This window comes from Bacillus sp. CR71 (assembly GCF_003429245.1).
In the GTDB taxonomy this organism is placed as follows: domain Bacteria; phylum Bacillota; class Bacilli; order Bacillales; family Bacillaceae_G; genus Bacillus_A; species Bacillus_A thuringiensis_S.
The window spans coordinates 1,006,718-1,029,092 of sequence record NZ_CP031748.1; the positions used below are offsets into that span (position 1 = coordinate 1,006,718).

Below are 22,375 nucleotides of genomic sequence, written 5' to 3' on the forward strand. Positions count from 1 at the left end.
TCAAGCTTTGGTTACATACCAAAGCTTGATGAATCCAATATAAAAATAATATAGGAGGTTTAATTGTGGGACTTATTATTACATGTATTGTAGGTGGACTTATTGGTGCGTTAGCTGGAATGATTACAGGGAAAGACTTTCCTTTAGGTATAGTTGGTAATGTAATTGCTGGATTAATCGGATCTTGGGTTGGTAGTGCATTATTTGGTCACTGGGGTCCTGAATGGGGAGGCATCTTTATTCTTCCAGCTTTATTAGGCGCAATCGTCTTTATTTTAATCGTCACATTCTTCTCTAGAATGCTACGGAAAGCGTAAGTATGATAATGAATAGTAATTTTAAGTTTGTTATATATAGCGATAGGGTTAATGAACTGATAAATATACATAAAAAAGCATCCAATTAAAATAATTTGGATGCTTTTTTAATGTAATCTGTATGAAGGTTGCTCGCAATCATCATGTTTATTCAATAAATAATCAGTGAGGATGGCCCCACTGATTGAGATTACACTTTATATTACATATTAAACCATCGTTACTCTTTTACAATTATTTATCCTTACGACCTGCCTTGGTTCTATATGAGATAAGTCCTCGTTATTACCTATATCAACTACAATTGTATTCGTTAGTATATTAATAATGGAACCAACTAACTTTGTAGCATGATCGTGTCGATAAGAAAATTGAACGAAATCTCCCTTTTTAAAGTTGTGCTCTTCCATAGATAGATCCCCCTAAAAATAATGTTTATACATTATACATACACAAATTTATAAGGTTTAAACATTCGGTAGTATTTTTTTTAGTGTTAAGCTGAGAAAGGTGTAGAAAATTTATTTATAATGAAAATTAAAAAATATGTTTAAAACTAATTTTTATGGGTAATTAAATAGTAAAAGTTTGAGATGAGGGGGCGGAAATGATGAATTTGAAAATTAACATCTTGCAAAATGAATTAGGTTATACGGTACAACTTACTGGTGAGATTGATGCGTATACGGCATCAGATTTAAAAAGTAAGATTATGCCTATTGCAAATGAAAAAGAGGTTCATATTGTAGTAGATTTTCATAACGTAGATTATATGGATAGTACAGGCTTAGGAGTTTTTATAGCTTTATTAAAAGCAGTTAAGAAAAATGATGGGAAGCTAGAGTTTATTGGTGTATCTAAAAGGCTAAAAAGATTATTTGATATTACAGGGCTAACAGAAATATTAAATTTGAATTCCGATTTTGAAAAAGTAGAAAGAAGGTGACTAGGGATGATGGAGAGATTTGAAAAGATAGAAATGAAAATTCCTGCAAAAGCAGAATATGTGGCTATTATTCGTTTAACAATGGCTGGTGTTGCGAATCGAATGGGCTTTGCTTATGACGATATAGAAGATATGAAAATTGCTATTAGTGAAGCATGTACAAACATTGTACAACATGCATATAAAGAAGACGTTGGAGAAATTACAATTGTCTTTGGTCTATATGAAGATCGATTAGAAATTATGGCTGCGGATAATGGAGTTAGCTTTGATTTCAGTAGCTTAAAAAGTAAAGTCGGTCCGTATGATATTAATAAACCAGTAGAACATTTGCCGGAAAATGGTTTAGGTTTATATTTAATCAATACGTTAATGGATGATATACAAATCATGCATGATGAGGGCATGACAGTTTTAATGACAAAATATATACAAAGAGAGCAGGTGGAGAATGATGGAAATCCAATCTCAACCTACAACTCTTACTAAAGAAGACGTTATTAAGCTAATTGCAGACTTCCAACAAAACCAATGTAATGAAGCGCAGGAAAGGTTAGTTGATCATTATAAAAATCTCGTATATTCCATTGCATATCGCTATTCAAAAGGTGGGCCGATGCATGAGGATATTATACAAGTAGGGATGTTAGGGCTCTTAGGCGCAATAAGAAGGTATGATTATTCGATAGGGAATGCTTTTGAGCCGTTTGCAATACCTACAATAGTAGGCGAAATAAAGAAGTATTTACGTGATAAAACTTGGGGTATTCATGTTCCAAGGCGAATTAAAGATTTAGGCGGGAAAATTAAAATTGCGATAGAGGAGTTAACAGATCACCTGCAACGTTCACCGAAGATAATAGAAATTGCAAATCATTTAGGACTATCGGAAGAGGAAGTTCTAGAGATTATGGATGCGAAAAATAATTATCGAGTATCTTCCTTAGATGATGTAGTTGAAAATTCATCTGATGGAAGTTCGGTAGCGAGAATTGAATCTGTAGGTGAAGTAGAGCAAGGATATGAACAGACAGAAAGACGTCTCGTTTTAGAGGATATTTTTAACGTATTAAATGATACGGAAAAGAGTGTTATTCATTATATATTTGGAGAAAATTTAAATCAAAAAGATACAGGAGAACGGTTAGGTATTTCGCAAATGCACGTTTCTCGTATTAAAAGACAAGCGATAAGTAAATTGAAGCAAGCTGCATTTTTAGATACATAAAAATTTTAAATAATTATGTTTAAAACATGAGGAAAGGGGTACTTATTAAGTATAGGAGGAGATATAAAAATGTCACACGATGTGAAAGAACTAATCGAAGGATTGAATGAAGATTTAGCAGGAGAATACTCAGCAATTATTATGTATAACCATAATGCTGCTACAGTTTCTGGTATATATAGACAAGTATTGAAACCTTTCTTTGAATCTGAAATTAGTGATGAACAAGGACATGCCCTATATTTAGCGGAGAAAATTAAGACGTTAGGTGGTACACCTACTACGATCCCTTTACCAGTGAAACAAGTAGAAGATGTTAGAGAAATGTTAGAATCCGCTAGACAATCAGAATATGAAACAATTAAGCGTTATGAAACGAGAAAAGAACAGGCAGCGAAATTAAATATGACAGAGTTAGTTGTAAAACTAGAAGATATGATTGCAGATGAAACAAATCATATGGAAGAATTAGATCGTCTTTTAAATGATAAAGCAATGGTGTTAAATTAAAAGTAGAAATTTATACAGTGAAAGAACAAATTCCTATTTCTAGGGGTTTGTTCTTTTGTTGTATAAATATGTTTGAGTACGAAATTTTCATTTTGTAACTGAGTATGTAATACTAGAAAAATAGAAAATGATATTAGATTTACATTTTAAATAAGAAAAGGGGAAATAACTTGTGTCCATTTTAATTGTTGATGATAATCCGGTTAACATATTTGTAATTGAGAAAATTTTAAAACAAGCCGGATATCATGATCTTGTATCGCTCAATTCTGCACAAGAGCTCTTCGAATACATACAGTTTGGAAAAGATTCTTCCAGGCATAATGAAATTGACTTAATACTATTAGATATTATGATGCCTGAAATTGATGGACTTGAAGTTTGTAGGCGATTACAAAAAGAGGAGAAGTTTAAAGATATTCCTATTATTTTTGTTACAGCTTTAGAGGATGCAAATAAGTTGGCCGAAGCTCTTGATATGGGGGCAATGGATTATATTACGAAACCTATAAATAAAGTTGAACTATTAGCACGTATGCGTGTAGCGTTACGCTTGAAATCGGAATTAAATTGGCATAAAGAACAAGAAGAAAATCTTCGGAATGAACTAGATTTAGCTACGCAAGTACAAAGAAACTTATTAAGTAGCCCATTAAGAGAAGATTATATAGAAATTGAAGCAAGTTACTTACCTTCATTTAAATTAGCTGGAGATATGTATTATTGGTATAAAATCGATGGAAACCGCTACGGTATTATATTATTAGATGTGATGGGACATGGTATATCTGCTTCATTAGTTTGTATGTTTATTTCGTCTGTATTACGTGAAACGATTAAATCTTTAATCGATCCAGAACTTGTCATTAAAGACTTAAATAAATATATGACTCTTTTACATAATGAGAATGACGATATTCCATATTATTTTACAGCGATATATTTAGTAGTAGATACAGAAAAGAGAACGATTGAATATGTAAATGCAGGGCATCCTTCTGGATACGTTTTAGTTGATGAAACAAATATGGTTGAACTAAATCGCGGGAGTTGTGCGGTAGGATTTTTTGATGAAATAAAAGTTGAAAAGACAGTTATACCTTTTGAGAAGAACGCTCAAATCGTATTGTTTACAGATGGTGTTCTTGAAGCAATTGCAAATGATGAATTTGAGGCTGAAGAGAAATTACGTACTTTTACAGAAAGAAAATGGGGAGATTTAGAAGGCGAGATAGAAGGGTTTTATAAGGGAGAACAGAAGAAAGCACAATCAGATGATATGTGCCTAATTATGATACAAACGAATGCAAAATAAAAAGCGTATGAAATCCAAACAGAGGATTTCATACGCTTTTTATCCCGCATTAACGGGCAGTAAGACTCCTACCAAAAAATTAGTCTGAAGCAAAGAAGGTAGGTGGGAGATCAACTGCCCGTAAATGCCCGATTGGTTCAACTAATAATCAGTGGGGGATACCCCCACTGATTAAAGTTTCACTTTATTGTATTTTTTGATAAATTTGTTCACTAGGATTAAATTGGGTATAATGCGGCATTATATTTGAAAAACGAAGAGTTTCTTTATTTCCTAAACATAGAAATCCATTGTGACTTAAGCTTTCATAAAATAGTTGCTGCACTTGATTTTGAAGTTTACTTGTAAAGTAAATTAAAACGTTACGACAAAGTATAATATGAAACTCGTTAAAAGATTGATCGGTTACTAAATTATGCTGTGCAAAAATAATGTTTTGTAACAGTGAAGGATTAAAATAAGCAAAACGATTATCTGTTGAATAATAGTTAGAAAATGCTTGTGTACCGCCAGCTTGTAAATAGTTTTTCGTGTAAGTTTGCATTTTATTTAACGGGAGGATAGCTTGTTTTGCTTTTTCTAACACATTTGTATTCATATCTGTTGCGTAAATAACCGACTTTTCACTTAATCCTTCTTCGTGAAGTAAGATGGACATCGATAATACTTCTTCACCAGTTGCGCATCCAGCATGCCAAATTCTAATTTCAGGTTGCTTTTTCAATTCAGGAATAACATGCTCTCTTAGCGCTTTAAAAAAGGCAGGGTTACGGAACATCTCAGTTACATTAATCGAGAAATCATTTAATAACTGTTCTAAAACCCCTTCCTCGTGAATTACTTTTTCAATTAATTTTGAAATGGTTGGGATATTAGAGAGCTGCATTCGATTACAAATCCTTCTATAAATAGATGTGCGAGCATATTGGCGAAAATCAAATCCTGATAGTTTAAATACCGCTTCCAATAGTAATTCAATTTCTAAGTTCGTGCGCTCATCCGTATCTACTGATGGATCAAAATTATAATACTTATTTTCCACTCCAACTAAACCTCACTTATTTTATTAACCATACACTCATTACCGAATAGAGTTGATGTAGGTTTAATGGTTTACTTATATAATCTGAAGCGCCAGCAGATAAACATTTTTCCTTATCATTTGGCATTGCTTTAGCAGTTAATGCGATAATAGGTATTTCATGTAACCCTAAGTTCATTCGGATATTTTCCATCGTTTCATAACCGTCCATATTAGGCATCATAATATCCATTAAAATAAGGTCAATATTTGTATTGCTTTTTAGTATTTCTAAACACTCTATGCCGTTTTGGGCAGTAATAATGTTGGCGTTTTGTTTTTTTAATGCATTTTGTAACGCAAATATATTTCGATGATCATCATCGACAATTAAAATGGTTTTCTCTTGGAAGACGTTATTTGTTTCGGTAGTAACGATAGTTTCTTCAACAACTTCAGCAGGAATAACATCTTCTATCGTTGCTGCGACTTCTAAATTGGAGAACTGTATATCATGTAATCCATTTGGAAGGTTAGGAATATATACCGTGAAAGTACTACCTTCTCCTACATTACTCTCTAACGTAATCCAACCACCTAACAATCTAGCAAACTCTTTACAAATAGATAAACCTAATCCTGTACCACCATACTTTCGAATCGTTGCTCCATCTGCCTGTTGAAAGGCTTCGAAGATAAGTTGATGCTGTTCTTTAGCGATACCAATACCAGTATCTTTTACTGAAATTGTAATCCAATCTTTACTTATAGACTGCATATCATGACTTAAATTGGTTGTTTCTATTGAATCGAAATGTAAAGAAACGGATCCTTTTTCCGTGAATTTAAATGCATTGGATAATAAGTTTTTAATAATTTGCTCAATCCGTTTTGCATCTGTATAAAACAAATCAGGAATCGTATCACTGTCTTCAATAGTAAATTCGACATTTTTTTGTGCAGCTATATGTAAAAAGTTTTGATGCATATTGGCTGCCATGTCACTTATGTTCGTTGCTTCAAAAATGATGTCTAGTTTGCCTGCTTCTACTTTAGATAAATCTAGTATGTCATTAATTAAAGTAAGTAAGTCTTTCCCTGATGAATGAATGACGGTTGCTAATTCAATTTCATCGTCGGATAAATTGTTATCATGATTTTCTCTTAACATTTCAGATAATAGTAAAATACTATTTAACGGTGTGCGTAATTCATGTGACATATTTGCTAGGAACTCTGATTTGTATTTTGAGCTGCGTAACAACTCGCTTGCTTTTTCTTCTAATTCTAATTTAGTAATTTGTAAGTCGGCTGTCTTTTGTTCAGCTTCTTCCGTTCTAGACTCTAATTGTTCATTCGTTGTTCGTAATTCTTCTGCTTGCATTTGTAGTTCTTCCGCTTGCGTTTGCAATTCTTCTGATTGAACTTGTAACTCTTCTGTCATTGCTTGTGATTCATGTAAAAGAGTTTGAATTCGCATACGTCCCATAATGCTATGGATTGTTAAACCTAGATTATCAACGGTTTGTTGAATTAAATCTTGATGTAAGTCTGAAATCTCAGTTACACTTACTAACTCCATTACTGCGATCACTTCATCCTCAAATAAGATAGGGATGACTAGTAGGTTTTTAGGGCGTATTTCTAATAATCCAGTAGTAACGTAACGGAATTCTTCAGGTATGTCCCTGAGAATAAAACTTTTCTTTTCTAAAGCAGACTGTCCAATGAAACCTTCACCCATTTTAATAGACTGTTTTCCAACATCAGGACCTTGACCGGCGAAAGAAGCTTTCTTCACATAGTAGACAGTGTCTTCAATTTCTTCACGAACATAAAATGCACCGCAAGAAGTTTGCGTTTTTTGTATAATTCCACTCAGAATTTTTTTACCTAACATCTCAATAGAAGATACACCTTGATACATTAAAATTAATTCTGCAAGCTCAGTTTGTAACCACTCTCTTTTCGATATTTCGTCTAGTAGGTGATTTGTTGTATGAGCAAGATCTTTTATTTCATCATGTGTATTTACATGAATTCTTTCCGTAATTTTTTCTTTGGAAGAAATGGATTTAATAGCTTGAATTACATTTTTAATCGTTTTTGTAATGGAATTCGAAATATAGAGTGAAACGATAATGGAAATACAAGAAAGTAAGAACAATAAACTGTATAACCAAATCTCTAATTTATTATTTTCAATATCTAATTGTGCAGCTCTTTTTTTCGTTAGTTGCTCCTCAGTGCTACGGAAGTTAGTTAGCTGCGACTGTAATGACTGAATTTGAGTCGTGTCGATTGTTTGTACATTATTACTATTATTATTTGTAATGAGTGGGTGAATCTCTTTATTAATCCAACTAGTAATGTTTTCGTTAATCTGTTTTAATTTTTCTTGCTGAGAGGGGTTATCCTCTAATAAAGAAAAAAGATCTTGATAATGTTTTTCGTAATCCTTTTCTGCAGCGTTAAGGGATTGAACGTAATTTGCATCATTAGAAGTGATAAATCCTTTTGCTTTATTTTCAATTGTTAGTAAATCTTTCTCCACTTGATTCGTTAAATTAAGAACTTTAAAATCGTGATCAATAATAAAATTACGAGATTTTTGTAAACTGGAAATCCCATTGTTTAACATAATGAAAGAAATAAGCAAGAACAAAATGATAACTAAATAACCAGCCATAATTTTGTAACGAATACTAAATTTTGCTTTCGATTTCATCAAAAATTCCTACCTTCAAGATTATTAAAAGTTTTCTATTTTAAAGAATAAAAAACGTAATATATATTATATCAGTTTTCATAAGGCCAAACTAGAAATCCCCCTACTGTATTAGGGGGTTCTTTTTTCATAGAGGAAATCATTTTGAAATATAAAAACATATATGAAAGGTAGTAAACGGGGGAATAGAGGATAACAAACATTCTAAGAAGGAAAGAGTGTTCTTAAAGCTTTTTTTGCATCTATTCCTTCAAAAATAAATAATACAAGATCTTTCTTTTTTACAGTAAGGAAAAAGGATACTAGAGTGCTTAAATTTTTGATTGATGTCATTGTTCCATGTTTACTTATAAACAAATTAGCTTGAAATGTTGTCATTAAAGCATAAAAATGATGAATCTGAGTTATTGTAGGTGTTTCATTATAAGAAATAGTAGTAGAGTGAATGGCGTTCATCGTAATATTCCTTTCCATATAGTGAGCATAACAATATAAACATACCCGTTTTAGAAGATGTTAAACGTATAAATAAGAAAAATATAATTAAAGTTTTTTACGTTTAGAAAGAGTTAGGAAGGGTATACATATACTATAAAGAGATTGACTGAAGATGAATTGTAAGATGTCTATGTTTAGTAGATTAGTCTATCAAAATATACTTTTACTTTAAATAAAAAGGAGCCTGGTATACATGAATGAAATGATGATTGATATTACATTTGATTTAATTTACTTGTTAAGTAGTTCACTTGTAGTGCTTTTACTATTCGCATTTTTCGTAAATGGTTATGTTAATAAGAAGGTTAGTGTATACAGAAATGAAGAAAAATAAAGATACATTATATAAAACTTTAGGAGGTTAATAGTTATGAATGTATATAGAAAAATAGTAGGTGTTTTTAGAACAATTGATGATGCGGCACTCGTTATTAATGAATTAAATGATAAAGGATACCCAGCAGATAACATTTCAGCTATTGCGAAGGATCAAAAGGAAATTGAACACCTGGAAGAAAAATCGGGTGAAAAAGTTAAGAATGAAACTGCACATAAAGCAGATATCTTTTCAGCGACAGGGCTTGTAGCAGGAGGAGTAGCAGGGGGACTAGGTGGTTTATTAACTGGCCTTGGTATACTTGCCATTTCTGGAATGGGTCCAATTGTAGCAGCAGGACCAATCGCAGCAGCTATTGGTGGAGCTGGTATTGGCGGAGGAGCTGGAAGTTTAATAGGAGCATTTATAGGATTAGGAATTCCAGAAGAACATGCTAAAAAGTATGAAGAATATATTTACGATGGAAATATATTAATTTTAGTAGATGCAACATTAGATGATAAGTTAGAAATTTATAAAATATTTGATAAGCATAATGCTTATAACTCTGATTTCTTTAAATAATATTTACTTCACATATCAATTATGCAAAATATAAACATAGTGAATATCGTTTTTTTGATCTTACAACTTTGGCGCGGCCGAGGAGTCGTATGACTATAAGAGAGGAAGGGCTTATAGTAAAAGATCAAGTTCTATCATGTTATTTAAAAGGGAAGAGGTGCCTTTTCGTGATTGTAAAAATATTAAAGGATAGCAGTAATAGCTTCCTTTGTACAGTTCAAAATAAAAATGGAGACCAGTATGTGAAAAAGTGGTTTAGTAAACATGAAAATAATAAAGAATTAGGACGACCAACTTTTAAAGAAGTAGAAAAAGATTGGAAAGAAAATAGAGAATCGTTTATGTATCCCAATATTAAAGCGCTTTATTAAAATGGAACATAATGCGCGTTTTATTATTACAAAACTGTCACATTCCTGTAAGGTAATTCAATAGATTAGATACTTTTTCCATGTCATAATAAAGTCATAAGAAAGCTTATCAAAACTACAACTTATTAGGAGAGTGTCAGTCATGATTGTAACAACAACTTCTGGAATTCAAGGTAAAGAGATTATTGAGTATATTGATATTGTAAATGGTGAAGCTATTATGGGTGCAAACATTGTCCGCGATTTATTCGCTTCTGTTCGTGATGTTGTCGGTGGTCGTGCTGGTTCTTATGAAAGTAAGCTTAAAGAAGCTCGTGATATCGCAATGGGCGAAATGAAAGAACTTGCAAAACAAAAAGGTGCGAACGCTATCGTTGGTATTGACGTAGATTACGAGGTTGTTCGTGATGGAATGTTAATGGTAGCTGTCAGTGGTACAGCTGTACGTATATAAGTAAATAAAAAACAGGCTCACCCCTTGAAGTTCATGCTTTGAGGGGGTTTTTTGTTTTTAAGTTGTAAAAGTAAAAAGAATGGGATTGTATTTCTTAGAAAAATAGAAGTGCCAGTAGCATAAATGGTATTTCGTACAAAAGAGCGAACTCGTTCAAATTATAGAACAGTTTTAAGGGCTAAATGAAAAAGAAACAGTAATGCTACATATATGTAACGTAAGTGCGAATTTTATAATAAAATTGTTATTTGAGATAATGGAAGAATTAGTGGTATAAATAACTTTATAGATAATAATCAAAATAGAGAAGACAGAGTGTTCATAGATGGAATGGTTAAGGGGATTTTCCAATCTGTAATAAAAAACGGAGGTACCGAGAACGTTTTACAGATGTCTGTTACATAAAATTTATAATGGATTGGGGGCAATTTATATTATGTTTTGGTTAGGAGGCTTTTTAGGATACATTGTAGGTTCTATTACTACATGTGCGATACTTTACTTTGGGTATAGAGCCGAGAAAAACAAAAAAGCGAATATGCGAAAGAAAGAGGGGAGAAAAATCAATAAAAAAGGCGTATAGGATGTGGAAGAAAAATTGATAACATTGATGCAAAAATAAAGGACAGTTACATATTTTATATGATTACTATGTACTGTCCCGCTTATTCCTTTTGGATTAACAAAAATTGTTTCCTGTCTTGCTATAAATTTCATAGGCAAAAAAACCAAATAAATAGCCTATTCCGGATCCTAAACTAATGGAAAGCAGTGAGAAATCTGGGAAAAACATGCCGAAAACCAAACCGATTATACAGCCAAAAAGCATTCCTACAGGTATGAAACTATCTAATAACAGTTGAGCCTCTTTTGATTTTTTCTTACCCAATTTGCCATGCTTATATTTATGTTCCAGTCTTTTTATTACAAATACTACAATTCCACCAACTAGTATAACAGGCCAAATTGCCGAAATTAGCCACATGTTAGAAGCTCCTTTCACCTTTCAATATAATTGTACCAAAAAATTACAATTATAGACTGCTAAATGTACTATCTAGTCTATTTAAAAGGTAAATGCAAAAGACTTCTTCTTTTGCATTTAATAACTCGTCAAAAACACTTTCCGATACGATAAACTTAACTAAATCTATACAATTCAATCAAATTTACACAAGTTAGTGCTTCAAAGTGTTCTCGCAGCCCCAAAGGGACGAGGGGCTGCGAGAACACTCCACACGAGGCAGTATTGTTACCTCCTATTATCAAGCATTTATTTTACCCATCTTGATAAATTTATCGCAGCATTTACATCCCTATCGTGATGGCTATTACATGAAACACAACACCACTCACGTATTTTTAAACTCCACTGTCCTTCTGGTTGAACTGAATGGTCGTATTTTACGCCGCAACATGAGCAAATCTTGCTTGAAGCGAACCATTTATCAGCTTTTACATACGCAATGCCGTACTTCTCGCACTTGTATGATAAACATTGAAAGAAGAAGTTTAATTTTTGAAATGAAAATGATTTCGATAGTTTTTTGTTTTTTAACAGGTTTGAGATAGATAAGTCTTCCACAACAATCCTCATTGGTTTGGTTTTCACCAATTTAGCTGTTGCTTGATGGATATGGTTAGTTCGGATATTCGTAATTTTCCTAGATAATCGCAGGTGCTCAGCTTTCGCTTTTTCATATCCGGCAGATTGAATTTTTGCACCTTTTTTAAATCTCCTAGACATATCTCTTTGTGCTGACTTTTTCCTTTTCAAAAGTTTTTTAACCTTGGCATCTTTGTTTATATTTCGTTCTTTCATACCATTAGAAGCTACAAAAAGCTCTTTTAAACCAACATCCACACCAATCGACTCATTCGTTAGTTCTTGTAATTCAAAGTCTTCTTGGAACCCTACACTAATCCACCAGTGACGACCATCAAAGGTAACTCTTGGATTGGATGGTTTTTTATTTTTTGGTAGTTGTTGGCTTGTTTTCACTTCTCCAATAGACTGAATGTGAACTACTTTCTTTCCTATAATCAGTCTTTCATAATTAGCATAAAATCCTTGGATTACATCTTTTTTGGATTTATAAGAAGTGTGAGAACCATTTTTGTACTTTTTGAACGAATTTTTTCTCGCCGCATCAAAATCTCTTGAAGCCTGTTTAGGAACTTGTGCATTAATGTCTTTTAACCACTCATATTTCTTTCGCTTCTTGATCTTTGTAAATCGTTTCTGTAAAGCTAACTGTGAAACAGATTTTCCAAATAGCTTATAGTATCTATCACTCATTCTTTTACAATAGTTATAAGCGAATCTTGCAGCTCCAGCATGGTTTCTAAGCACTTTTTCTTGTTCAAGCGTTGGAATTAGTCTGACTTTCTTCGCCAATATCATCAGAATGTAACTCCTTTAATGAAAGATTTGTTCTTCTGAATCGTAGCGTGTTCCACCAGCATTCTCGTAAGACTACTCGGATGCAAACCTGTTAATTCCGATACTTGACTAACTCGTGAAAATTTCATTATTATTCTCACCTCATCGAACTAAACATAGAACATACGTTCGATAAAATCAATAAAGTTTGATAGATTCAATAAAATTTATCTTGTTCAACTAAGGGCGCAATTCCTTAGCCAGTTCTCTTATGAACTTCTCATGTTTTCACATGAGCGCAGACTATATGTTTATCTCTTTAGAGATAGAGGATTTTTCCACCACCATAGGCTTGTGATGTACTCTCGTCAGTTATACGAGATAGTCGTTGAACGTTCATCTTATCGCTTTTGACTTAGATGATTCGAGGCGGAAGACCCATTGTTCTAGTGTTTAGGATTTAACCTTGCACCATCTGATTGATTTTTTCTGCTTTCGCAACATTCACGCTCGCCATTTCTAGCCACGTTGTAGTTCAATCAGCTTTAGGGATTGCCCGCAGTTAACCCTCACTACTAGCCAATCACTTGACTAGCAGGGCTTACTGATATATTTAATTAACTTTCGTTATAATTGGTTAAATAAATCGTAACAGTTAGTTACCCTTTCGTTTTCTCAGCGGACTGCACAACATCAACTGCCGCTTTCACATCCGCTAAGTCATATGTAGAATGGACTTTCATAAAACGTAATTGCTTATTTTCTACTAAACAAATTAAGTGACGAAACGTTTCTTGCCATTTATATGGTGATACCTCTTTATTCCAATGTCGTAAATGAAATATGTTTGCGTGTACTTTTGCTTTCGTGACAATCTCGGCCCAGTTCACTTGTATTCCTGATAGAAGACCGATCGTTAAAAAATGCCCGTTTGGACGTAAGGAGAAAGCTAATTCATTTCCAGCCGGCCCCCCGATAGAATCAATCGCAGCATCTGCACCTCTGCCGTTTGTTAATGTCATAACTGTTTCATAAAGCGGGGCAGTGGAAGTATCAATTACATATGCAGCACCAAGGCGTAGTAATTCTTCTGTATGCTTATTATTTCTTGTAACGGCAATGAATTGGAAGTTTAAAATTTGTGATAACTGCGCAAATAGATGTCCAATAGCAGATCCACAAGCATTCACTAATAAAACGTCATTACGTTGTAAGTTTAACGTTTCTGTACAAGTAACCCACGCCGTAAGAGGGTTAATATACATTTGCGCTGCTGTAAAATCATCGATGGAATCAGGGATAGGGACTACAAAATCAGCTGACGTCTTCACATACTCTTGCCAAGTACCTTCCCCGCGTAAAGGTAACACACGTTTACCGATAAGGTCTCGAGTAACGCCTGCGCCAACATCTTCTACAATACCAACACCTTCATAACCAGGTATGTTAGGCAAAGGGATTCTATGTGCGTATGCTCCAGTGATGGGAATTAAGTCAGATGGATTAATCGGTCTAACTAGCATACGAACGAAAACTTCATTATCTTTCAGTGGTTCTATATTTTTATATTCAACTTGTAATACGTCTTTTGGATTGCCAAACTTATGAAATTGAATGCATGTTCCAAGCAAAGTAATTTGCCCCCTTAGTTTGATTGGGTTTATTATAGCATTTTTGGTTTAGGTGGTTATTTTGTTAGTGATAAATAGGTTTTTTAATTTGCGTATTTATCAGAATTTTATAAAATGTGTATATAACTATAAAATGGGGGGATTTCTTCATGTGTACTAGTTTGACGTTACAAACAAAAAATTTCCAGCATCTTTTTGCGAGAACAATGGATTTCACATTAGATATGAATCAGGAAGTAATAATCATTCCTCGGCGTTATCAGTGGAAAAATATAACTGGTGAAACGATCCGAGCGAAAAAGGCTGTTGTCGGAATGGGAATTAATCATGAAGGAAGGGTTATTATGGCGGACGGAGTAAATGAAGCTGGTATGACATGTGCCACTCTCTATTTCCCGGGATTCGCTACTTATAGTAACAGCATAGATGACCATAAAACGAATTTAGCACCATTTGATTTTGTGGCTTGGAGCTTGACGCAGTTTAATTCTGTTGAAGAGTTAAAAAAATCTGTTGATAACATTTCCCTTATAGATGTACCATTACCAGTTTTAGGGATTACTCCGCCACTACATTGGATTTTAGCAGATAAATGGGGAGAGTGTATTGTACTTGAGCCGACAACTGATGGAATAAAAATGTATGACAATCCAATAGGAGTGATGACTAATAGCCCGGAGTTTAATTGGCATTTACAAAATTTAAGACAATATATTGGACTTAAATCGCAGCCATTTGCACCAACCGAGTGGGGAGACGTACCATTAAGTGCTTTTGGCCAAGGTTCCGGATCGATGGGACTTCCTGGAGATTTCACCCCGCCATCAAGATTCGTGCGGGCAGCATATGGCAAACAAAACATTCAAGGTATAGAGAACGAAGAAGACGGGATATCGGCTATTTTTCATATCTTATCAAATTGTGAGGTTCCTAAGGGGGCAGTAATAACAGAAGACGGTATATTAGATAATACTATCTATACAAGTGCAATGTGTATGGAGTCTGGAACATATTATTACCATACTTACGATTGTAGACAAATTATAGCCATTCATTTATTCAATGAAAATTTAGATACAGTTGAGATTAAAACGTATCCGTTCCAGCGGAAGCAAAAAATCTTTTATGAAAACTGATAAAAACACCTCCATTGAATTTGCATACTTAGTATGCGAATTCGGGAGGTGTTTTTCTATTAAGCCGAAGCCTTCTTCATTCTCTCAAGTAAACTAGATAACACATGCGTACGATACGATTCTAGTTTTTTACCTTCATAAGTACGGATACCTAATTTTTTAAGTTCTTTTACATACCAACCTTTGCTTCCGAAATACATGTGATCGCTCCCCTTCAACTTTGTTTTTATTTGTTCTGATTGCATATGGAGGTACAGGTAATATAATGAAGGAAATGAATTTCGCGCGAAAATGGTTAACTTTGTTGCAAAAGACATATATACTAAAGATAGTATACAACGAGGTGGACAAGACGTGATTATAGAGAAGCACGAAATTCAAATTGACCAAATTACTAGCGGTAAAGTGAATATCTTTACTTTCTATAGAAATAGAAAGCAAATTGATGATCATTTTTTACGATTGCAAGAACCATCGCTTACAGCAAACTACTTCTTCCATTTTCATTTTGATGCAGAGAGCTTGCATCTACTGCAGGAAGAGTTTCCAGGCGTATATCCGTACGACGGTAGTGAAACGATTCACGACTGGACGGAAAAGATGAAAGCTGAATTGCAACATCAGATCCAAACAGGTAAATGGAATAAACGCGTACGTATTGGTAATCGCATTCTAGATGTGGTGTTTACGTGGTGTGACGAAGATATAGTAGAGTGAAAAAGAAGCGGATGACGCTTCTTTTTTTTAGCGCTGGAATAAAACGAGCTTACCTGCAGTAGATGTACAGCGATGTGTTTTTTCATACAATCCTTTTTCTTGTAAAATAGATTCACCTTTTGCTTTTGCTTCTTTTTCAGTTGTCGCCTCGAATGATTCGTCTAATGCTTTTGAACCATCTTTTTCAAAGACTGTTAGAACGTATACTCCCATGAAAATTCCCTCCAATAATTAAAATCAGAATCTTATAATTATTTTGACATAAAACGCTACAATATGCAAAGAAATATATGACATTGCGTGGTAAAATAGAATGAAACTTTAATCATCGAGAATATTTTCATTCTCGATGATGATTAGTTTTCAGCGATGTTAATTTTAATAAAATGAAACTTTTGAAAGATAGAAAGGATCGTTATTTGTGAAACAAGTAAAGTTTATACATGCGGCTGATTTGCATTTGGATAGTCCGTTTAAAGGAATGGAGATGAATGTTGCGCAGTCTGTTTGGGAGAGAATGAAGCAAAGTACGTTTGAATCATTTGAGCGTATTGTTGATAAAGCGATTCAAGAGCGCGTTGATTTCGTATTACTAGCTGGGGATTTGTATGATGCGGAGACGAGAAGTTTGAGGGCGCAAGTGTTTGTGCGTGAGCAAATGAAGAGACTTTCGCAGTACGATATCCCTGTTTTTATTATTCACGGTAACCATGATCATTTAGGAGGAAGCTGGGCAGCGATTGAGTTTCCGGAAAATGTTCATGTGTTTACGGAGCCTTACGTAGAAGAGAAATCATTTTATAAAAATGGTGAGCTATTAGCTTCTATTTATGGGTTTAGTTATTTGCAGCAAGCGGTAACGGATAATATGACAGCGCAGTATACGAAAATGAGTGATGCGCCTTTTCATATTGGCATGCTTCACGGAAGTGTGGAAGGAGATGCAGAGCATAATCGCTATGCACCGTTTCAAATTCGTGAGTTGAAAGAAAAACAGTTTGATTATTGGGCTCTTGGCCATATACATAAACGTGAAATTTTATCAGAAGAGCCATACATTATTTATCCAGGGAACATACAAGGTCGTCATCGTAAGGAAACAGGTGAGAAGGGTGCGTACCTTATTGAACTTACGAAACAAGGAACGCACTGTTCATTTTTCCATACGGCAGATGTTGTATGGGATGAAATCGAGGTTTGTATTGATGGACTTGAAACTGTTGATGAACTTATGACGAGCATGTCAACTGCGATGAATGATTGCCGAAGAGAAGAGGAAGGGACGCTTTTAACTGTCGTATTCATAGGGCAGGGCCCACTTTCTCCTTATTTGCGTGACGAAAAGCGTGTGGAAGAGATTTTTCACATTTTAGCATCTGGCGAAGAGCGAAAAGATTTCGTATATGTGATGAAGTGGAAAAATGAGACGGTTTCTTTTGCGGAAATCGAACGTTTGAAAGCGGAAAATCATTTCGTCGGTAGTGTGCTAAAAGAGTTAGAAGCTTTCACCAATATGGACGGCGTGTTGCGCACCATTTGGACGTCTCCTGTAGCGCGTAATAGTATTGAATCTTTTACAGAAGAAGAGAAGAAAGAGATTCAAAAGGAAGCAGAAAATATTATTTTAGAGCAATTATTCCAGCAAGAGAGGGATAAAAAATGAGAATTGAAAAACTCCATATTTATGGGTACGGAAAATTAGAAAATGTGGAAATGGATCTTTCCTTACTGACGGTGTTATACGGTGAAAATGAAGCGGGGAAATCGACAATTCGCTCGTTTATGAAAAGTATTTTGTTCGGTTTTCCGACGAGAGGACAGCGCCGTTATGAGCCAAAAGAAGGTGGGAAGTATGGCGGAGCGATGACTGTACAAACAGAGAAGTACGGTCGTTTGAAAATTGAACGATTGCCAAAGACGGCATCTGGCGAGGTGACCGTTTATTTTGAAGACGGGAAAACGGGCGGCGAGGAAATTTTAAACGATATATTAAGCGGGATGAATGAAAGTTTATTTGAATCGATCTTTTCATTTGATATGCATGGTCTTCAAAATATTCATCAGCTCGGCGAAGCGGATATTGGCAATTATTTATTTTCGGCAAGTGCAGTCGGAAGCGATGCGCTATTACAGTTAGATAAAAAGCTAGAAAAAGAAATGGATCAACGCTTTAAACCGAGTGGGCGTAAACCGGAAATTAACGTGTCACTGCAAGAGATGAAGAAACTTGAAGAGAAGATGAAAGAGTGGCAAGGGAAAATTGGCACGTATGAAAAACAAGTCGAGCAATTAAAAGAAAGTGAAGAGAAACTTGCTTCTGTTCGTATGGAGAAAGAGAGTGCAGAAAAACGAAAGCAAGATTATGAAATATTAGCAGCGCTTGAGCCACTCGTTATTGAAAAGCGTGCGCATGAGAAAGTGTTAGAAAATGAGAGCGGGCAGTTTCCTGTAAACGGAATGGCGCGCTATGAAGCGATTAAGGCGAAGATGGAGCCGCTCCAATTACAAGTTGACTCGCTCCATAAAAAAATAGAGACGGTGCAATCGGAAATTGCCTCGATTCAAATAGATGAAGAGTTTTTACAAAAAGAAAGTTATGTAGAAGAACTTCGTATGCAACATATGTCTTACGAAAATGCACGCCAAGAAATGCGTGATATGACAGGAAGTATTGCGAATATAAAAGAAGAAATTGCAGAACTAGAACAACAAATTGGTGCTACTTTTGAAAAGGAAGCGGTTCTTGCGTTTGACATGAGTTTGGCAACGAAAGAATTAATTACGCAAACCGTACAAAAAGCGCGTGAATTAGAAACGCAAAAAGCACAGCTTGATGATCGTTTTAAAGTAGCGCAAGAGCAATTAGAAGAACAAGAAGAAAATATAAGACAGATTCAGAAACAAATGTTAGTTGATGAAGAGCGAGATACGTTAGTTGAGAAAGAGAAATCGTTCCAAGATGCGGCGTTTATCGGTATGGGCGCAGAGAGAATGAAGCGCAAGTATGAGGAAAAAGCAGGAGCAGCTATGCAAAAGAAAAAGCAGTGGCAAAGAGTTTGTCTTCTGTTACTTCTTATTAACACGCTTGTTTTATTCACGAGTTTATTTATTGATAACCGCCCGCTCTTATTTATTAGTGTTATTGTTTTTGTAGGGATTGTTCTTGCCCTTGTTTTATATAAAGATCCGTCAAGTGGATTACAAGAAGAGCTTCTTACTCTTCAGCAAAGTGCTGGCGGGAGACAAAGTGAAGAAGCGATGTCTGTGCGCTATGAGTTAGAAAAAGATGAAGAGATTCGGAAGCTATTTGAGCGTGAGTCTTATAAATTGCAGCAAATGGAGCGAGCTTATGATAAAGTCGTTTCATCGTATGAGGAATGGGAGAGAGAAACGTTCCAGGCGGGAGAACAAGTAGATGCATATAAAACGCGCTATATGTTCCCAGAATTTTATACGTATGCACACATATTGCCAGCGTTTGAGCGTATTGAAAAAATGCAGCAATTATATCGGGAGTTAGAAAAACAAGGCACGCGAAAATCTTCATTATATGAAATGATTTCGCATTTTGAACAGAAACTAGAAGCTGTTATCGGTAGTGCGGAGTATAGTAAGCTACACGGGGCACAAAGTCGTATGCAAAATGAGAAAGAGAAGCGCCAAACTTGTAAGCAGTTAAAAGAAAAACTGGCGGAATGGCAAGAAGAATATGAGTTTATGCAAGAACAATTGAAACAACTGTTAGTAGAACGAAATGCATTATGGAATATTGCAGAGACTACAGATGAAGAGATGTTTTTAGAAGCGGGTAAACTGGCGGAAAAACGTGAAGATGCTGAGAAACAAGTAGTGCGTTTATTACCGCAAATTGATCTGTTAGAACAGCGTTTAAAGAGTTTATCATTAGCTGAACATTACGAAGCTGACGGTTATGAAGAGAAATTAAAGAGAGAAATTACAGTCGTACAAAACTGTCTGGCGCAAGAGAAAGAATTGACAGAGCGCATCGCGAAACATCGTATGGAAATTGCGAATTTAGAAGAAGGTAGTACGTACGGCGATTTAATGCATGAGTGGGAAATGAAAAAAGCGCAAGTACGTGAACAAGTGAAGAAGTGGGCTGCTTATGCGGCCGCAAAGACAGTATTAACGAAAACGAAGCAATATTATCATGAAGTGCATCTGCCTCGTATTTTACAAAAATCAGAAGAGTATTTCGTCTATTTAACGGGCGGACGCTATAGTAAAATCTTTTCACCGTCAGAGGCGGAGCCGTTCGTTGTTGAACGTAACGACGGTATACGTTTTTACAGTCATGAACTAAGCCAAGCGACAGCGGAGCAGTTATATTTATCGCTGAGATTTGCACTTGCGAAAACATTTGAACATGATTACCCATTTATTATTGATGATAGTTTCGTGCACTTTGATGCGGTAAGGACGGATCGAACGATTGAACTAATAAAGGAAATCGCAAAAGATAGACAAGTCATCTTCTTTACATGTCATGCGCATTTACTCGCGTATTTTACAGAAAAACAGATTATAAAATTAACACATAAGCGTAAAGAAAATGAGTTGTAATATGCTATACTAAAAGTAACTGATTTGGTGGAGGAATTCGAATGAAAAAGAAAATTGCAGAATATGAAGTTGGTGAACAAGTCGATGTTTTCTTGTTAATTAAAACAGCGACAAAAGGTCTAGCAAGTAATGGAAAGCCATTTTTAACAGTAATCTTACAAGATCCAAGTGGAGATATTGAAGCGAAGCTATGGGACGTATCACCAGAAGTTGAGAAACAATATGTAGCAGAAACAATCGTTAAAGTAGCTGGTGATATTTTAAACTACAAAGGACGTATTCAATTACGTGTGAAACAAATCCGTGTTGCGAATGAAAATGAAGTAACAGATATCTCGGATTTCGTAGAAAAAGCACCAGTGAAAAAAGAAGATATGGTTGAGAAAATTACGCAATACATATTTGAAATGAGAAACCCGAACATTCAGCGTCTAACAAGACATTTATTAAATAAGCATCAAAATGAATTTTTAGAATATCCAGCAGCGACAAAGAATCATCATGAGTTCGTATCTGGACTAGCTTATCACGTTGTATCAATGCTAGATTTAGCGAAAGCTATTTCAAATCTATACCCATCATTAGATAAAGACTTACTATATGCAGGCGTTATTTTACATGACCTTGGTAAAGTAATTGAACTATCTGGTCCAATTTCTACAACGTATACGTTAGAAGGAAATTTACTAGGCCACATTTCTATCATGGTGAACGAAATTGGTAAAGCAGCAGATGAGCTGAACATCGATGCAGAAGAAGTATTAATTCTTCAACACATCGTCCTTTCTCACCACGGAAAAGCAGAATGGGGTAGCCCAAAACCACCGTTAGTAAAAGAAGCAGAAATTCTGCACTACATCGACAACTTAGATGCAAAAATGAACATGATGGACCGCGCATTAGGACGCACAAAACCAGGCGAATACACAGAGCGTGTCTTCGCACTTGATAATCGTTCGTTCTATAAACCGACGTTCCATAATTAAAAGTGTGAATAAAGTGGCCTCATTAAGTTTTAAAAGCTTAGTGAGGCTGTTTTCTTTATTAAAAATTAAATGAAATAGTTAAGAAGTACGCATGGGATTAACGAAGAACGATTAAAACATATCTCACCACTAGAATGGGAGCATATCAACTTTAATATGGCAGATACTTAGAATCGCTTCAGCCTGTATAACAGGCCTAAAAATAAGAGTTGAAACTTGTTTAGCATCTATTTTTGTTAAAAGGTGGGAGAATTGTGCTATGATGTGGGCAAATATAAAACTATCTAAAGGAGGGATTTACATGCCGCATATTGTGTTTCGTGGAATTACTACTGAACAATTAAAACACATAAGCAAGCCATTAGTAGAAGAGCTCGCAGAGATTTGTGAGTGTGGTACGGATAATTTTACGTTGGAACTACCAAGTTCTACGTTTATATTCAATGGAGAAGAAATAGAAGCGTTTCCTCTTATTGAAGTGAAATGGTTCGAGCGTGGACAGGAAATTCGTGATCGATTTGCCAAGGCCATTACTACATATGTAATGGATTTTGGACTTCCAGAAGTAGAGGTTGTATTTACGGTTTTCACAGAATCAGCGTATTATATTAACGGGAAGCATTGTGCAAGTTAGAGATATTATAAATGT

General features: G+C 34.9%; 27 protein-coding genes. 17 read left to right on the forward strand and 10 right to left on the reverse strand.

Translation table 11 applies throughout. The features are described from left to right. Positions 1-65 precede the first annotated feature (65 nt). Positions 66-317, forward strand: coding sequence for a GlsB/YeaQ/YmgE family stress response membrane protein (locus DOS87_RS05210; protein ID WP_000522902.1), 252 nt, complete (start codon positions 66-68; stop codon positions 315-317). Positions 318-526: 209 nt separating this feature from the next. Here the strand turns inward: DOS87_RS05210 and DOS87_RS05215 are convergent, their stop codons facing one another. After that, positions 527-727, reverse strand: coding sequence for a hypothetical protein (locus DOS87_RS05215; protein ID WP_000390996.1), 201 nt, complete (start codon positions 725-727; stop codon positions 527-529). A 197-nt stretch (positions 728-924) separates the two neighbouring features. Between DOS87_RS05215 and DOS87_RS05220 the strand changes: the two genes are divergently transcribed. From DOS87_RS05220 to DOS87_RS05240, 5 genes are all read left to right on the forward strand, one after another. Continuing rightward, positions 925-1,263, forward strand: a complete 339-nt coding sequence (locus DOS87_RS05220) for an STAS domain-containing protein (protein WP_044783546.1) — start codon at positions 925-927, stop codon at positions 1,261-1,263. Positions 1,264-1,269: 6 nt separating this feature from the next. Beyond that, positions 1,270-1,752 carry an anti-sigma B factor RsbW gene (rsbW, locus tag DOS87_RS05225; protein WP_000970581.1) on the forward strand — a complete coding sequence of 161 codons (483 nt, stop codon included), beginning with the start codon at positions 1,270-1,272 and terminating at the stop codon, positions 1,750-1,752. After that, entirely contained in the window at positions 1,715-2,491 is a 777-nt protein-coding gene (sigB, locus tag DOS87_RS05230) for an RNA polymerase sigma factor SigB (RefSeq protein ID WP_098578404.1), read from the forward strand. The genes rsbW and sigB overlap by 38 nt, the downstream gene beginning before the upstream one ends. A gap of 69 nt (positions 2,492-2,560) precedes the next feature. After that, positions 2,561-3,001, forward strand: coding sequence for a ferritin-like domain-containing protein (locus DOS87_RS05235; RefSeq protein ID WP_000017755.1), 441 nt, complete (start codon positions 2,561-2,563; stop codon positions 2,999-3,001). A 172-nt stretch (positions 3,002-3,173) separates the two neighbouring features. Continuing rightward, on the forward strand, positions 3,174-4,316 hold the full coding sequence (locus tag DOS87_RS05240) for a fused response regulator/phosphatase (protein ID WP_000025521.1): 1,143 nt from the start codon (positions 3,174-3,176) through the stop codon (positions 4,314-4,316). Between the two features lie 184 nt (positions 4,317-4,500). Here DOS87_RS05240 and DOS87_RS05245 read toward each other — a convergent pair whose 3' ends face one another. The 3 genes from DOS87_RS05245 to DOS87_RS05255 all read right to left on the reverse strand — a co-directional run bounded on the left by DOS87_RS05245 (position 4,501) and on the right by DOS87_RS05255 (position 8,521). Then, entirely contained in the window at positions 4,501-5,358 is an 858-nt protein-coding gene (locus tag DOS87_RS05245) for a CheR family methyltransferase (RefSeq protein ID WP_000429043.1), read from the reverse strand. A gap of 16 nt (positions 5,359-5,374) precedes the next feature. Then, positions 5,375-8,065 (reverse strand): ATP-binding protein, encoded by a 2,691-nt coding sequence (locus DOS87_RS05250; protein ID WP_000836707.1) that lies wholly within the window; start codon positions 8,063-8,065, stop codon positions 5,375-5,377. 204 nt (positions 8,066-8,269) lie between these two features. Beyond that, a complete protein-coding gene (locus DOS87_RS05255) occupies positions 8,270-8,521 on the reverse strand; it encodes a hypothetical protein (protein ID WP_000991351.1) in 252 nt (83 codons plus the stop codon). 235 nt (positions 8,522-8,756) lie between these two features. Here DOS87_RS05255 and DOS87_RS05260 point away from each other — a divergent pair, with 235 nt between their 5' ends. The 5 genes from DOS87_RS05260 (at position 8,757) to DOS87_RS05280 (ending at position 10,872) form a co-directional block, all read left to right on the forward strand. After that, positions 8,757-8,897, forward strand: coding sequence for a hypothetical protein (locus DOS87_RS05260; protein WP_001004568.1), 141 nt, complete (start codon positions 8,757-8,759; stop codon positions 8,895-8,897). A gap of 36 nt (positions 8,898-8,933) precedes the next feature. After that, positions 8,934-9,464 (forward strand): general stress protein, encoded by a 531-nt coding sequence (locus tag DOS87_RS05265; RefSeq protein ID WP_098578405.1) that lies wholly within the window; start codon positions 8,934-8,936, stop codon positions 9,462-9,464. 167 nt (positions 9,465-9,631) lie between these two features. After that, the gene (locus DOS87_RS05270; protein ID WP_000635853.1) at positions 9,632-9,835 is read left to right on the forward strand and encodes a DUF4028 family protein; all 204 of its coding nucleotides are present in this window, start codon (positions 9,632-9,634) and stop codon (positions 9,833-9,835) included. A 142-nt stretch (positions 9,836-9,977) separates the two neighbouring features. Next, positions 9,978-10,289 (forward strand): YbjQ family protein, encoded by a 312-nt coding sequence (locus tag DOS87_RS05275; RefSeq protein ID WP_000637513.1) that lies wholly within the window; start codon positions 9,978-9,980, stop codon positions 10,287-10,289. 436 nt (positions 10,290-10,725) lie between these two features. Further along, positions 10,726-10,872 (forward strand): hypothetical protein, encoded by a 147-nt coding sequence (locus tag DOS87_RS05280; RefSeq protein WP_000498641.1) that lies wholly within the window; start codon positions 10,726-10,728, stop codon positions 10,870-10,872. A 96-nt stretch (positions 10,873-10,968) separates the two neighbouring features. On the opposite strand, the gene DOS87_RS05285 is transcribed toward DOS87_RS05280, so the two are convergent. From DOS87_RS05285 to DOS87_RS05295, 4 genes are all read right to left on the reverse strand, one after another. Continuing rightward, positions 10,969-11,274 (reverse strand): hypothetical protein, encoded by a 306-nt coding sequence (locus DOS87_RS05285; protein WP_000266260.1) that lies wholly within the window; start codon positions 11,272-11,274, stop codon positions 10,969-10,971. A gap of 288 nt (positions 11,275-11,562) precedes the next feature. Further along, entirely contained in the window at positions 11,563-12,693 is a 1,131-nt protein-coding gene (locus DOS87_RS05290; RefSeq protein WP_151619249.1) for an RNA-guided endonuclease InsQ/TnpB family protein, read from the reverse strand. After that, the gene (locus tag DOS87_RS30030; RefSeq protein ID WP_000672787.1) at positions 12,693-12,821 is read right to left on the reverse strand and encodes a hypothetical protein; all 129 of its coding nucleotides are present in this window, start codon (positions 12,819-12,821) and stop codon (positions 12,693-12,695) included. The genes DOS87_RS05290 and DOS87_RS30030 overlap by 1 nt, the downstream gene beginning before the upstream one ends. Positions 12,822-13,331: 510 nt before the next feature. After that, positions 13,332-14,303, reverse strand: coding sequence for a zinc-dependent alcohol dehydrogenase family protein (locus DOS87_RS05295; protein ID WP_000901738.1), 972 nt, complete (start codon positions 14,301-14,303; stop codon positions 13,332-13,334). Between the two features lie 149 nt (positions 14,304-14,452). Here DOS87_RS05295 and DOS87_RS05300 point away from each other — a divergent pair, with 149 nt between their 5' ends. After that, positions 14,453-15,439: a choloylglycine hydrolase family protein gene (locus DOS87_RS05300; RefSeq protein WP_000337586.1), complete on the forward strand. Its 987-nt coding sequence runs from the start codon at positions 14,453-14,455 to the stop codon at positions 15,437-15,439. A gap of 59 nt (positions 15,440-15,498) precedes the next feature. On the opposite strand, the gene DOS87_RS05305 is transcribed toward DOS87_RS05300, so the two are convergent. Further along, positions 15,499-15,639 (reverse strand): YflJ family protein, encoded by a 141-nt coding sequence (locus DOS87_RS05305; protein WP_000273536.1) that lies wholly within the window; start codon positions 15,637-15,639, stop codon positions 15,499-15,501. A gap of 154 nt (positions 15,640-15,793) precedes the next feature. Between DOS87_RS05305 and DOS87_RS05310 the strand changes: the two genes are divergently transcribed. Beyond that, a complete protein-coding gene (locus DOS87_RS05310) occupies positions 15,794-16,156 on the forward strand; it encodes a hypothetical protein (protein ID WP_000582776.1) in 363 nt (120 codons plus the stop codon). Positions 16,157-16,183: 27 nt separating this feature from the next. On the opposite strand, the gene DOS87_RS05315 is transcribed toward DOS87_RS05310, so the two are convergent. Continuing rightward, positions 16,184-16,369, reverse strand: a complete 186-nt coding sequence (locus tag DOS87_RS05315) for a YhzD family protein (RefSeq protein WP_000539558.1) — start codon at positions 16,367-16,369, stop codon at positions 16,184-16,186. A 208-nt stretch (positions 16,370-16,577) separates the two neighbouring features. Between DOS87_RS05315 and DOS87_RS05320 the strand changes: the two genes are divergently transcribed. From DOS87_RS05320 to DOS87_RS05335, 4 genes are all read left to right on the forward strand, one after another. After that, positions 16,578-17,819, forward strand: a complete 1,242-nt coding sequence (locus DOS87_RS05320) for a metallophosphoesterase family protein (RefSeq protein ID WP_098578120.1) — start codon at positions 16,578-16,580, stop codon at positions 17,817-17,819. Next, a complete protein-coding gene (locus DOS87_RS05325; protein ID WP_098578119.1) occupies positions 17,816-20,740 on the forward strand; it encodes an ATP-binding protein in 2,925 nt (974 codons plus the stop codon). Before DOS87_RS05320 ends, DOS87_RS05325 begins: the two co-directional genes overlap by 4 nt. 41 nt (positions 20,741-20,781) lie before the next feature. Further along, entirely contained in the window at positions 20,782-21,726 is a 945-nt protein-coding gene (yhaM, locus tag DOS87_RS05330) for a 3'-5' exoribonuclease YhaM (protein ID WP_000726650.1), read from the forward strand. 301 nt (positions 21,727-22,027) lie between these two features. Beyond that, positions 22,028-22,360: a DUF1904 family protein gene (locus tag DOS87_RS05335; protein ID WP_023521344.1), complete on the forward strand. Its 333-nt coding sequence runs from the start codon at positions 22,028-22,030 to the stop codon at positions 22,358-22,360. The last annotated feature ends 15 nt before the right edge of the window (positions 22,361-22,375 follow it).

What these genes read in the sequence shown, in the direction of transcription:
- DOS87_RS05215 (WP_000390996.1), bottom strand. Translation starts at nt 727, where the DNA reads ATGGAAGAGCACAACTTTAAAAAGGGAGATTTCGTTCAATTTTCTTAT.
- DOS87_RS05220 (WP_044783546.1), top strand. Translation starts at nt 925, where the DNA reads ATGATGAATTTGAAAATTAACATCTTGCAAAATGAATTAGGTTATACG.
- rsbW (WP_000970581.1), top strand. Translation starts at nt 1,270, where the DNA reads ATGATGGAGAGATTTGAAAAGATAGAAATGAAAATTCCTGCAAAAGCA.
- sigB (WP_098578404.1), top strand. Translation starts at nt 1,715, where the DNA reads ATGATGGAAATCCAATCTCAACCTACAACTCTTACTAAAGAAGACGTT.
- DOS87_RS05235 (WP_000017755.1), top strand. Translation starts at nt 2,561, where the DNA reads ATGTCACACGATGTGAAAGAACTAATCGAAGGATTGAATGAAGATTTA.
- DOS87_RS05250 (WP_000836707.1), bottom strand. Translation starts at nt 8,065, where the DNA reads ATGAAATCGAAAGCAAAATTTAGTATTCGTTACAAAATTATGGCTGGT.
- DOS87_RS05255 (WP_000991351.1), bottom strand. Translation starts at nt 8,521, where the DNA reads ATGAACGCCATTCACTCTACTACTATTTCTTATAATGAAACACCTACA.
- DOS87_RS05260 (WP_001004568.1), top strand. Translation starts at nt 8,757, where the DNA reads ATGAATGAAATGATGATTGATATTACATTTGATTTAATTTACTTGTTA.
- DOS87_RS05265 (WP_098578405.1), top strand. Translation starts at nt 8,934, where the DNA reads ATGAATGTATATAGAAAAATAGTAGGTGTTTTTAGAACAATTGATGAT.
- DOS87_RS05275 (WP_000637513.1), top strand. Translation starts at nt 9,978, where the DNA reads ATGATTGTAACAACAACTTCTGGAATTCAAGGTAAAGAGATTATTGAG.
- DOS87_RS05280 (WP_000498641.1), top strand. Translation starts at nt 10,726, where the DNA reads ATGTTTTGGTTAGGAGGCTTTTTAGGATACATTGTAGGTTCTATTACT.
- DOS87_RS05285 (WP_000266260.1), bottom strand. Translation starts at nt 11,274, where the DNA reads ATGTGGCTAATTTCGGCAATTTGGCCTGTTATACTAGTTGGTGGAATT.
- DOS87_RS05290 (WP_151619249.1), bottom strand. Translation starts at nt 12,693, where the DNA reads ATGATATTGGCGAAGAAAGTCAGACTAATTCCAACGCTTGAACAAGAA.
- DOS87_RS30030 (WP_000672787.1), bottom strand. Translation starts at nt 12,821, where the DNA reads ATGAAATTTTCACGAGTTAGTCAAGTATCGGAATTAACAGGTTTGCAT.
- DOS87_RS05300 (WP_000337586.1), top strand. Translation starts at nt 14,453, where the DNA reads ATGTGTACTAGTTTGACGTTACAAACAAAAAATTTCCAGCATCTTTTT.
- DOS87_RS05305 (WP_000273536.1), bottom strand. Translation starts at nt 15,639, where the DNA reads ATGTATTTCGGAAGCAAAGGTTGGTATGTAAAAGAACTTAAAAAATTA.
- DOS87_RS05315 (WP_000539558.1), bottom strand. Translation starts at nt 16,369, where the DNA reads ATGGGAGTATACGTTCTAACAGTCTTTGAAAAAGATGGTTCAAAAGCA.
- DOS87_RS05325 (WP_098578119.1), top strand. Translation starts at nt 17,816, where the DNA reads ATGAGAATTGAAAAACTCCATATTTATGGGTACGGAAAATTAGAAAAT.
- yhaM (WP_000726650.1), top strand. Translation starts at nt 20,782, where the DNA reads ATGAAAAAGAAAATTGCAGAATATGAAGTTGGTGAACAAGTCGATGTT.
- DOS87_RS05335 (WP_023521344.1), top strand. Translation starts at nt 22,028, where the DNA reads ATGCCGCATATTGTGTTTCGTGGAATTACTACTGAACAATTAAAACAC.